This is a genomic window from Bacillus sp. TH22 (genome assembly GCF_016651015.1).
Taxonomy (GTDB): domain Bacteria; phylum Bacillota; class Bacilli; order Bacillales; family Bacillaceae_G; genus Bacillus_A; species Bacillus_A mycoides.
Genome location: NZ_JAEKER010000001.1, coordinates 253394 through 264935, shown reverse-complemented (window position 1 = coordinate 264935; position 11542 = coordinate 253394). Strand labels below are relative to the sequence as shown.

General features: G+C 34.6%; 14 protein-coding genes and 1 pseudogene. 6 read left to right on the top strand and 9 right to left on the bottom strand.

The window, feature by feature from the left end; genetic code table 11:
• The first annotated feature begins 312 nt into the window (after positions 1-312).
• The 3 genes from JFU18_RS01460 (at position 313) to JFU18_RS01450 (ending at position 2012) form a co-directional block, all read left to right on the top strand.
• Complete coding sequence (locus tag JFU18_RS01460) at positions 313-936, top strand: acetylglutamate kinase (protein WP_201031192.1); 624 nt, start codon at positions 313-315, stop codon at positions 934-936.
• A 129-nt stretch (positions 937-1065) separates the two neighbouring features.
• Positions 1066-1422 carry a hypothetical protein gene (locus tag JFU18_RS01455; RefSeq protein ID WP_002012999.1) on the top strand — a complete coding sequence of 119 codons (357 nt, stop codon included), beginning with the start codon at positions 1066-1068 and terminating at the stop codon, positions 1420-1422.
• A gap of 137 nt (positions 1423-1559) precedes the next feature.
• Positions 1560-2012 (top strand): hypothetical protein, encoded by a 453-nt coding sequence (locus JFU18_RS01450; protein ID WP_201033914.1) that lies wholly within the window; start codon positions 1560-1562, stop codon positions 2010-2012.
• Between the two features lie 52 nt (positions 2013-2064).
• Here the strand turns inward: JFU18_RS01450 and JFU18_RS01445 are convergent, their stop codons facing one another.
• The gene (locus JFU18_RS01445) at positions 2065-2250 is read right to left on the bottom strand and encodes a hypothetical protein (RefSeq protein ID WP_137056870.1); all 186 of its coding nucleotides are present in this window, start codon (positions 2248-2250) and stop codon (positions 2065-2067) included.
• A gap of 128 nt (positions 2251-2378) precedes the next feature.
• Positions 2379-2828 (bottom strand): DUF6884 domain-containing protein, encoded by a 450-nt coding sequence (locus JFU18_RS01440; RefSeq protein WP_085311555.1) that lies wholly within the window; start codon positions 2826-2828, stop codon positions 2379-2381.
• Positions 2829-3144: 316 nt separating this feature from the next.
• On the opposite strand from JFU18_RS01440, the pseudogene JFU18_RS01435 reads away from it, so the two are divergent.
• Positions 3145-3335, top strand: a pseudogene (locus JFU18_RS01435) (DUF4017 family protein).
• A 64-nt stretch (positions 3336-3399) separates the two neighbouring features.
• On the opposite strand, the gene ppaC reads toward JFU18_RS01435, so the two are convergent.
• From ppaC to JFU18_RS01415, 4 genes are all read right to left on the bottom strand, one after another.
• Positions 3400-4329 carry a manganese-dependent inorganic pyrophosphatase gene (gene ppaC, locus JFU18_RS01430; protein ID WP_201031194.1) on the bottom strand — a complete coding sequence of 310 codons (930 nt, stop codon included), beginning with the start codon at positions 4327-4329 and terminating at the stop codon, positions 3400-3402.
• A 151-nt stretch (positions 4330-4480) separates the two neighbouring features.
• Positions 4481-5146 (bottom strand): lytic polysaccharide monooxygenase, encoded by a 666-nt coding sequence (locus JFU18_RS01425; protein WP_201033916.1) that lies wholly within the window; start codon positions 5144-5146, stop codon positions 4481-4483.
• Positions 5147-5583: 437 nt separating this feature from the next.
• A complete protein-coding gene (locus tag JFU18_RS01420; protein ID WP_201031196.1) occupies positions 5584-6099 on the bottom strand; it encodes a DinB family protein in 516 nt (171 codons plus the stop codon).
• Between the two features lie 261 nt (positions 6100-6360).
• Positions 6361-6864 (bottom strand): GNAT family N-acetyltransferase, encoded by a 504-nt coding sequence (locus tag JFU18_RS01415; protein ID WP_201033917.1) that lies wholly within the window; start codon positions 6862-6864, stop codon positions 6361-6363.
• A 105-nt stretch (positions 6865-6969) separates the two neighbouring features.
• Here JFU18_RS01415 and JFU18_RS01410 point away from each other — a divergent pair, with 105 nt between their 5' ends.
• On the top strand, positions 6970-7614 hold the full coding sequence (locus JFU18_RS01410) for an HD domain-containing protein (protein WP_201033918.1): 645 nt from the start codon (positions 6970-6972) through the stop codon (positions 7612-7614).
• Position 7615: 1 nt separating this feature from the next.
• Positions 7616-7888, top strand: a complete 273-nt coding sequence (locus JFU18_RS01405) for a P-loop NTPase family protein (RefSeq protein WP_033713265.1) — start codon at positions 7616-7618, stop codon at positions 7886-7888.
• A gap of 54 nt (positions 7889-7942) precedes the next feature.
• Here the strand turns inward: JFU18_RS01405 and JFU18_RS01400 are convergent, their stop codons facing one another.
• From JFU18_RS01400 to JFU18_RS01390, 3 genes are all read right to left on the bottom strand, one after another.
• The gene (locus JFU18_RS01400) at positions 7943-8308 is read right to left on the bottom strand and encodes a carboxymuconolactone decarboxylase family protein (protein WP_002168216.1); all 366 of its coding nucleotides are present in this window, start codon (positions 8306-8308) and stop codon (positions 7943-7945) included.
• Between the two features lie 125 nt (positions 8309-8433).
• Positions 8434-9924, bottom strand: coding sequence for an alanine/glycine:cation symporter family protein (locus tag JFU18_RS01395; RefSeq protein ID WP_201033919.1), 1491 nt, complete (start codon positions 9922-9924; stop codon positions 8434-8436).
• 132 nt (positions 9925-10056) lie between these two features.
• On the bottom strand, positions 10057-11541 hold the full coding sequence (locus JFU18_RS01390) for an aldehyde dehydrogenase family protein (RefSeq protein ID WP_201031200.1): 1485 nt from the start codon (positions 11539-11541) through the stop codon (positions 10057-10059).
• Between the last annotated feature and the right edge of the window lies 1 nt (position 11542).

Genomic DNA, 11542 nt, shown 5'->3' with positions numbered 1-11542 from the left:
TTTAACTTTATTAAAAAGTACCCTTCTCATTTGGACACATTTACCAGGTTTTTTCGAAAGAATTTTATGTTAATATTACGTAGTCGAGTCCGACATCTCGGCAATACCCTTTTGAGGTCCTGTAATTTCCCTTGCAGGACCTCTATTATTTTAAAATTCTTTTGATTCATATATATCATAATCATGTTTTTCATTCCCCTTCAACCTTCAACTTTCTTCTTTTCCAACTCTCAAAAAACTCTTGGACACGTAACTTAAAAATAACGTTTATCATATTGTGAGGTATACATGTTCAAAGGAGTGTAACTATTTATGTATACTTATTGGCAATCGTATTACTCCCCTTATCATATCACTAATGGAAACGTCGATTCATTTGTACGAAATTACCGAGTTAGTAAAAACGAAAACTTTTTAAAAGGATATATGCGTTCTTTATGGGAACAACACGTCGCTTGGACTCGATTAGCTATAATAGGCATCGTCTTTAACTTGCCCGACGTAAACGTTACCGTTGGACGTCTTCTACAAAATGCAACACACATGGGGCTATCACTTGAACCATTCTACGGTGAAGATGCAGTAAAAAAATATAGTGCATTAATTAAAGACCACTTAACAATCGCTGCTGATCTTGTTAAAGCCGCAAAAGCTGGTGATCAAAACGCATCGGCCGCTATAGAAAAGAAGTGGTACGCTAATGGAGATGAAATTGTTGAGTTTCTAACCAGTATCAACCCATATATAGAAAAAGAAGCATTTAGAAAAATGTTTTATGAGCATTTAGCGTTAACGAAAGCGGAAGCACTCGCCTTCCTAAATAAGGATTATGATGCCAGTGTAAAACTATACGATAAAATTGAAAAAGAAGCATTAGAAATGGCCGACATGATAACAGACGCAATCGTAAAACAATTTCCGCAAGTATTTCAATAAAAATAAGCCGATTTGAAAAAACAAATCGGCTTATTTAGTTTTCTATCAATGATATTTCACTACTCCTCTTTACATTTAACGTATATCGATATATTTTATTAATATCCGTTTTTTATAGGAGGAAATAGTTTGATTAACGCAATTGGTCTCGTATTTATCCTCACAAATAAGCACGAGAAAAAGAAGAAAGTTTATCTGAATGAAAAATTCGCATTAATAGACATTATTGATTCTAAAGAAGTATTTGATGATGAAGGTAACTCATTAGTAGAACTAACATGTAAATACAGCATATACTTAGATGAAAAATACTATTGTAAATCTCTCGATGATTATACTGGACAAGTATTCCCCTTCTTAAGCACAAAAATAGGAAAAGGACTTCTTAGAAACTTAAATTATTACTTTTCTTACGTTGATGCCTATGATAAAAAACCACCTGTTAAAGAAATAAGACCTCTTATGAAACAAGTAACTAACAGATAGCGGACAGTATTCAAAAAGAAAGCACCTAACTTCAGATGCTTTCTTTTTTTGAATCAGTAACTCTCTAACTTTCATCTCCTTCTAAATATATATACCCACGCATACTTTAAAATAAAAACATTGGAGGATTAGGCTGAATGAAATATTCAGAAACAATCGTAAGTAAACGGCTTCGAAAACTTAAAACTGCTGGTATGTTTTTTATACTATTTTTAATCGCCTGGCTTGGATATACAAAATTCCTTTATGGAAATGGTTTTCTTCTAGAAAAGAAAAATTCAGTTGAAGTAATGAATACTAGCGTTACTGGAGAAATAGAAAAGAATTTCCATGTAAACTTACAAGGCTTTCGCAAAACGAACCTTGATACACTTATAGATGCTAGTAAAACTGATCCTAGCGAACTATCCTTAATTGAACTTATCAATACATCTTGTTCTAAAGATTGCACAGGTGAACCTTCAACCTACGTTAATTCCAACCACGGGTATATCTTTTATACAGAATCTAATGGTACGAATGTAGCTCTAAAAATTAAAAAGCAAGATTCATGGGAAATTGAAAAGAAATCTGTTCAAAATGGAATTTAAAAGGTTCATACAAAAAAAGAGTACTTTACTTTAAAGTACTCTTTTTAAAATATTACCACTTACGACATTTATTATCATCGTCGTCACGTTTACGATTGCGACGGCAATCATCACAATCACAGTCACGTTTACGTCTACAACCACAATCATCACAATCTCTGCGTCTACATCTTCCAAACATTAAATCATCCCAAAATCTATTACAATCTCTGCGTCTACAACCACAATTATTACACATGAATATGACTCCCCTAATACATATTTGAATTCATCATATTCTATGTTTAAAAGCGTAAAAAGGCTTGTTTAATAGTCTATTTTAAATGTATTAATATGATATAATTTGAATCAAGTACTAATTCATGCCTATATTTCCTGCTGTGCTTCCACAGCCCCCTTCAACCTCTGCAACATATACCCAATTCCTTGACACCCTTCTAACGGATATGTAATGACTTCTTCTGGATATAATTTTGTCACTACTTTCTTATGCTTCTTCCCTGCAAGTAAAACTATTTCATCAAACTGAAGTAAGCCTTTATCAATCATCTGTTGTTTTAATTGTTCTATACTAATAATTTCATTACTCTTTGAATCAAATGCAAGATCATAGTTTTCCTGTACAATATCATTTGATTTTAAAAATCCATGCTTTGCTGATAATATAACCCAGTTCTCGAAAAACTCAGTTGCATACGCCTGACATGCTTTTCCGAATGGACTAATATATACATCTTTTGCCTCTGCCTCTCCGTAATCTGAGTACTTATCCCAAATTTTCTTCTTTCCGCATGGAATTATGCATAACCTTTTCATCGTTATTTCTTACCTCGCTTCTATATTTCTTATGGAATATCAATTTTCCAGTACATTTTTTTACAGAATACTATATACTTATCTCGAAAGATAAAATTACATTATCTCCTATATTTGGTTTAATTTATTTCAGAACAGTCTATTAAGCATATTTATTACATAAACACACCGTACTAAAGTCACTTTCATACAGCATGCAAACACGTCATCCTTTAGTGAATTTGTAAAAATTTCGTAAAATCAAGTACACTTAATCTCCCAATTGCTATTTAATAGTACAATATATAAATGTAGTATGAAAAGGAGGTGAACAACTATGAAAAATATACTCCCAAGCATTATTAGCTTATATTATTGTTTGTATCATCGCGATTATCATTCCAAGCATCTGACGGCTATAATACTATAGGTTGGAAATTCTTTGTTGGGCAAGCGTACGCAATACCTATTTTCATTATCGCTGCTATTATCACATTTTATATAAATAAGAAACGATCTTATGAATAAATGATAAAAAGGACAAGTAGCCAATATGACTACTTGTCCTTTCTTTTATCCATACTCAATAATATTAAGCTTGGAATGTTTCTGTTAGTACAGGAACGATTTGTTTTTTACGAGATACAACACCTTTTAAAGTGGCTGTGTTGTTTTGTAATGTTACGTTGTAAGCTTTCTCAACAACGTTTGTTGCTTTACCAATCGCAAGACCAACAGAATCGTTAGTTAAGATATCAGTTACAACGAATAAGAATAGGTCCAAACCTTTTTCTTCTACTACTGTAGTGATAACTTTTTCAAGTTCTGCTTGGTGTACAAGAACGTCGTTTGTATCAACAGCGTTTACTTGTGCGATTTCAACTTTCGCGTTACCCATTTGGAATTCTTTAGCGTCAAGAGAGATTAATTGCTCCATTGTTTTTCCGCTTAAGTCAGCACCAGCTTTTAACATTTCTAAGCCGTAGCTATCTGCATCTACACCAGCGATTTCCGCTAATTCACGAGCTGCTGCTATGTCTTGTTCTGTGCAAGTTGGAGATTTGAATAGTAAAGAATCTGAAATGATTGCAGATAACATTAAACCAGCAACTTCTTTACGAATTGTAACGCCATTTTCTTTGTACATTTTATTTAAGATTGTAGCTGTACATCCAACTGGCTCACAACGGTAGTATATAGGATCGCTTGTTTCAAAGTTAGCAATACGGTGATGGTCAATAACTTCTAACACACGAACAGATTCGATATCGTTAGCACTTTGTTGACGCTCGTTATGGTCAACTAAAATAACGTTGTCCACTTCGTTTGCTACTGTCTCAACAAAACGCGGTCCTTCTACTTTAAAAGAGTCTAACGCAAATTGAGTTTCACCGCTGATTTCGCCTAAACGTACAGGCTCAGCATTCATTCCTAATTCTTTTTTCAATTCTGCATAAGCAATCGCAGAACAAATTGCATCTGTATCTGGGTTTTTATGCCCGAAAACTAGTACTTTTTCCATGTTTTCCACCTCTTCATGAAAAGGATATCTTAAAGAAGCAAATATGACAATATTTTAGACACATTTTTTTATAAATAATTGTACTTTCTTCTATATTTTTCATAAAAAAGATCATCTAAAATGAATTAGATGATCAAAATGTATATTTAATTTAAAATAGTGTAGGAACTTGCACTACATTGTTAAACGCAAAATTGGAATTTAAAACATTATTCACAAGGTTCACATCAATAACTTGATAAAACGCATTTCCAGTGTCCGCAATCTCCCAAACAGCTAAAATAAGATGATAGCCACTACGGTCAGTTGGTACATTTGCTTCATGCGTTACTGTTGTCCCCGGTCTAACTCCGCCATCATTTTTTACATAGAACGGCACTAAATCTAAACTAGACCTTGTTAAAGGCATATTTGGATTCCAATCCTTCTTTGTAATGTAGTATTTCCATTCTTTCGTACTATGAGGAGCGGTTAGTTTCCACTTGAATGTATTCGTCCCGCCGTTTAACGTAACTTTCTTCCACCTATCCACTGATTGAGCGTCTAAAGCAGGAAAATGACCAGCACCTGCAATTTGTCCATCAGAAGGTCCTAATTGCGGAAAGCCGCCTATTCCTTCTACACTTTGTGGTTCATATTGAACTGGACCGCAATTTACATTTACCCCTTGCTTACATAAAAAAGATCGGCTCGCTGGTGATTCTACATACCCATGAGCTGAAGCCTTTTCTGAAAATCCAAATGTTAATAATCCCGTAAGTAATATCCCACCACTTAACATAATCTTTTTCATCTTTTGTAAACTTGTCTTTTTCATTCTTTCATCCCCTTCCCAAAAATGAAACGAAAATAACTATAGTTGCCTAGTCATCTTCTCTACAACCATTATAAGTGGAAGGGCATTACTAAAAGAACCCTCTAAAAACTTTCTCAAATTCTTTTAGCTACAAAAATATCAATTCTTCACGCATTTTAATTACCAGTTATCAAATCTATTATTTATTTTGTCGTTTTACTGTTAAATACTTATAACACCGTCTGAAAATACAAACGGCGTTAAAGTAGTTAATAATTACTTACAATTATATATCACAGTGTAGCTTCGAAAAAAGTTTGATTACATTAACTCTATAAACCTAGATAAAATAATACAAAGAAAAATTGTGTTTTGAAAAAGATTGATCTAAACACACTTTAAATATACTCAATTAAACCATTCGTTTATAAATAAATTACGAAATTGGCAAAGGTAGTCTAGTTATCAAATAGCCCTCTTCCTCTCAGATTTGCGGAAACAGGCTCCTTTCCTATTTCACGTGCCCATATAGATAACTGGCCGATATGGTGGATTTCATGGACAATGACATGACGTATTATCTCTCCGTGTGTACATTCAATGACTCGGCGCCTGATTGGGGCGTCTCTAGAGCTAATCGGTTCTTCATTGAAATCAGTTTCTGAAAGTTTCCGAGAATCCATTTCATTTGTCCAAGATGTCACAAATGGCTTCACTTTCTCGTGATATTGAGCTGAGAGATTTTTTACTTTTTGCAAGCTGGCATACTCTTCAAACAATGGCTCCTCAGGAACTGGCTCACCTCGCAAACCTAAGATCCACATATATTCCACATCTACAATATGAAATAAAGTATGTAGGATACTGCCGAACCCGCCGACCCGTTTCTTTAATAGTTCTTCATCCGGCATGTCTTCGCACAATGTAAACCACCCATCACGAACTTGCCAGTTATATTGAAACAGTTTCAACATCACAGCAACCTCCATCTTTTAGATTAACATTTAATATTCACCAAAAGACTTCAAAATCAAAATCTAAAAAACTGTTAAAATTCTCTACAGACTAGCCCTTTAAATTAAACATTCCAGATGAAGTTAAAGGGTCAAAAGAAAAAAACTATTATACAGGATTTTATCAAACTTTATTTCGAATTATTAATCTTTTTGTAAATCAACACACGGACATAATAACAAATATGTCGTTTGAAATTATCTCCCTTTTCAAATAAAAAACTAAATCATTTTATAATAAATTACTGTTGCATCTAACTCACCATTCGGAGAAATTGCATACCCTGGTATTTTACCGGATTCTTGATAGTCTAACGACTTGTACAATCTATTCGAGGGATCTCCTTCTCTAGTATCTAACACTAAAAGAGATCTGTTTTCTCGCTTTGCCCGTTCTTCTGCTTTTTGCATAAGTAAACGCCCAATACCATTTCGTCTATAATTCGGATGAGTCATTAACTTGCAAATTTCAGCTCTATGTATCCCATTAGGCTTTGTAACTAAATGTAATTGAATACTCCCTGCCACTTCATTGTTTATTTTAGCAACATACAATATCACTTCTGGTGCTAATACAGTTTGCCAATAATTTGTTGCTTCTTTTTGTTCCAGTGGAGGTAAAAAACCAATTGACGCCCCATCATTTACTACAGTTTTCAACAGTTCAGAAAGCTCTTCAATGTCTTCATCAAGTCGTTTAATTTCTTCTATTACTATACTTCGCATTCCTTTTCCCCCTTTTGTTTCATTGTAACAACTTTTAAAGAAGGAATAATGAAATTCTAAGATGAAATTATTAAATATATGATTTTTTAAAGAAAGGATACCTATATGAAATATATATTAGATAGGACATATGCAAGAGAATTACTCCGGTGGGCATATGAACAAAACCCAGGTCCGTGGTTCGATCATTCACGTAATGTTGCCCTTGCAACTGAAAAGATAGTAGTTGTTGAACTTATTAATAATGGGTACGACCTAGATGCTGATATAGCATACAACGCTGCCCTCCTGCATGACATAGGAAGATATAAAGGTTTTACTAAATCTGTTATTCATTCCTATGATGGTTATATGTATATGAATGATTTAGGGTATACAGGAAACGCCATTATATGTGTGACGCATTCATTTCCTTGCAAAAATGAGCATTTAGATATCGCGGCAGAGTGGAGCATTGTTCCTGATTATATGGAAAGCCGATTAATTGAAATATTGAATGAAAACAGTGACTACGACTTATACAATAAGGTGATTACCCTTTGTGACGCACTTGCTGATGCGGAAGGCTTTACTACTCTTGAAAAAAGATTGGTTTCAGTTGGTTTACGTCATGGCACAACCTCTCACACTTCTTTACATTGGAAGGGATTCTATGCAATTAAGAAAGAATTAGAATCTTTAATTGGTAAGAGCATATACAAACTTCTCCCTAATATAGAGATATCGATTTATAAAAATATAGAATATTAAAATGGGATTTGACTTGATAGAACATAAAGGTAACTTTGATTTTGGATATGAAGATATTGCGGGTATATCTCGGAAATGTAAATTTTCTAATTGTTCGCATACAAATGAACCACACTGTGCAGTAAAAAAAGCTATCTCTGACGGCATACTTTCTGAAGAAATATTTAATAGTTTTTATAGAAATTTAAACGAGGCACACTATGTTTCTAAACAGAGTAATAAAACAAAAGCTATCGACTATATGAAACAATTGAAACTCTTTCAAAAAAATTAGACTAAACTAGAAAGTCCCCCTTAAAAGAATATTTTAAGGAGGGCTTTTTCTTGTTTAATGATTTTGATGTTTCAATTCCACCAGACATTCTTGTACTAAGGTTACTGCCTGACTCATTGCAGCTCCCCCAGCAAACGCGGCTGAAACACCACAAGCTTCTAAAATTTCTTTATCAGAACATCCTTGGTCAATACAGCCCTTCGTATGATAAATCGTACAATATTCGTCTTGTGTTGCTAAACTAATCCCTAATGCAATGAGCTGCTTTTCTCTTTTAGTTAATGTACCCTCCTGAAAACATGCTTGTGTAAAAGCGTTATATGTTTCTGCAATTTCAGGGATTTGTTGCGTAAAATTCCCTATACCTTCTTTATAATCAAGTAATACATCATTTATAGAGCCATATTGTTGATTTTCCATCGTATATCCTCCATTCAATTTATTCACACTTACTTTAGTATGAGATAAAATGAAGGACATATACAAATATTTACTTTAAAAAATAGAATGAATTTTCAGTTTATTTCACTTTTAAATTTGCACATCTACAGTTTCAGCCCATTATCTACTGACACTTTTTCTTTAGAATTTTTCCTTTCAACCTCTTTACTTCTTTCTTCCCAAAATGTTAAACCTTCAATTCCCACATTTTTAGGATCAAACACTGGATCTTTCCCTTCTTTTTTCTGCGTTTCATAGTCTTTTAACACTTTTAATGCCGTTTTACTTAATAATAGAATCGCGATTAAGTTTAACCATGCCATACTACCGATTCCTAAATCTCCAAGGTTCCATAATAGCGAAGCTGATTCTACGCTACCGATGTAAACCATAATTAAAAACCCAATTTTCAAAATTGGTTTTAACCAGCTATATTTGAGGTCACGATCTAAATAAGTGAGTGTCGTTTCAGCGATATAGTAGTACGCGAGTAAAGTTGTAAATGCAAAAAAGAAGATTGCGATTGAAATAAATAATGGACCAAATCCTGTCATAACAGTTTCAACTGCTTGTTGTGTATAGATTGGACCTGCATCTACATTTCCCATATTCTTTACAATAGCGCTTTTCCCTTCAGGTATTACATTATACATACCTGTTATTAATATCATAAGAGCTGTCGCTGTACATACTACAATTGTATCAATATATACAGAAAACGCTTGAACTAGCCCTTGTTTTGCAGGATGAGATACTTCAGCAGCGGCAGAGCTATACGTTGCTTCTCCAACACCAGCAACATTTGAAAATACAGCACGCTTTACACCCCATGCAATAGCTGCGCCGACGATGCCGCCAAACATTTCATTTACACCAAAAGCACTTGAGAAAATTAAAGCAAACATACTTGGAATTTCCGTTACATTCGCAATTAATACGATACATGTAACAATTACATAACCAATTGCCATAAATGGAACTAGCATTTGAGAAACGCCCGCAATTCTCTTTACGCCACCAAAAATGATAGCTGCTAATAATATGACTAACAATATACCAGTTATATATTTGCTAATACCATTAGAATTTTCAAATCCAACTGCGATACTACTCGATTGAATACCTGGTAATAAAACGCCATATGATAGTGTTACAACGACCGCTACAATGACCGCAAACCATTTCATTTTCAAGCCTTTCTCAATGAAATATGGCGTACCACCACGGTATTCATTGCCTACTTTACTTTTATATACTTGTGCTAATGTTGATTCAACAAATGCACTAGCTGCTCCTAATAATGCCATCACCCACATCCAAAATACAGCTCCAGGTCCGCCGAAAGCGATAGCTGTCGCTACTCCTGCGATATTACCAATTCCAACCCTACCTGATAACGCCAAACAAAATGCTTGAAAGGATGATATCCCAGTCTCCGAGCTCTTCCCTTCAAATAATAGTTTAATCATCTCCTTAAAATAGCGAATTTGTAAAAAACGAGTTGCAATTGTGAAATACACTCCTGCTCCTAATGCGAAAACAACTAAGCCAATACTCCAAACTTGCCCTACTAACCATTCTACTAACTGCTCCACCCAAATCCCCCTTATAATTCTTTTGAAAAAGCAATTTTATATATAAGAAAACGGACAACTATTATTAAACCTTCCAGTTGTCCGCATCTCTCATTATTTCATCCCTCTATTTATTAACAGTTAGACTCTCTATTACTTTATATTTACCCAAACACTTTTCACTTCTGTATAGTTATCAAGGGCGTATGAACCTAATTCACGTCCGATACCAGATTGTTTATATCCACCAAATGGTGCAGCAGCATTTTCTAAGTTATAATCATTAATCCACACTGTTCCTGCCTTTAATTTATTGGCCACTTGATGCCCTGTTTTAATATTTTGTGTCCATACGCCCGCAGCAAGTCCGTAAGACGAGCGATTTGCTCTTTCAATTACTTCTTCTGTCGAATCGAACGGGAGTACAACGACAACTGGTCCGAAAATTTCTTCCTTAACAATTGTCATATCGTCTGTAACATTTGTGAATACTGTTGGCTGTACAAAATAACCTTTTTCAAATGCACGTTCACCGCCAGCTGCAACAGTAGCACCTTCAGATTTTCCTTGTTCAATGTAATTTAGCACACGCTCTTGTTGTTTTTTAGATACGAGCGGTCCCATTTCAGTTTCCGCCTCCATACCTGCCCCTAGCTTCACGTTATTTGCCATTTTCACAAGTTCATTTACTACTATTTCATAATGTTTCCGATGAACGAAAACTCGAGATCCTGCGCTACAATTTTGACCATGATTATACATAATGCCTTGGAACGCACCGTTAATCGCTTCTTCTAAGTCAGCGTCTTCTAAAATGATGTTTGGTGACTTACCACCAAGTTCTAACGTTACATGTTTAATTGTTTCTGCAGATTGACGCATAATATATTTCCCTGTAACTGTTGAACCTGTGAAAGCTACTTTATCAATATCATGATGGTTTACAATTGCCGATCCTGCTTCAGGACCGAAACCTGGTACAAAGTTTACGACACCGTTTGGAAAACCAGCTTCTTTAAAAAGCTTCGCTGTATATAGTAAAGATAAAGGTGTTTGCTCTGCTGGTTTTAATACAATCGTACAACCTGTCGCAAGAGCGGCTCCCATTTTCCAAGAAGACATAACGAGCGGAAAATTCCACGGGATAATTTGACCTACAACGCCAACCGGTTCATGGCGTGTGTAATTTAAATAATCTTTTGAAATTGGAATGGTTTGACCAATAATTTTTGTAGCCCATCCCGCGTAATAGCGGTAATTTTCTACAGTCGCTGAAATATCATCATCAAGTGCTACTTGATATGGTTTTCCATTATCTAAAGCTTCTAGCTGTGCTAATTCTTCTCTATGCTCTTCAATTAAGTCTGCTAATTTATAAATAAGGTGTGCTCTTTCAGCAGTAGTCATCTCTGCCCACGGGCCTGATTCAAAAGCAAATCTTGCCGCTTTTACTGCGACATCAATATCTTCTTCTTGCGCTTCACATACGACTGCTAGAACATCTTCTGTTGCTGGATTGTATGTTTCAAACGTCTTTCCACTTATTGAAGAAACAAATTCACCATTAATAAACATTTTAATTTCTTCATTTAAAAACGCTTTCACTTTTGGTTTCAGCTCAATGTTTGTCGTTAACATA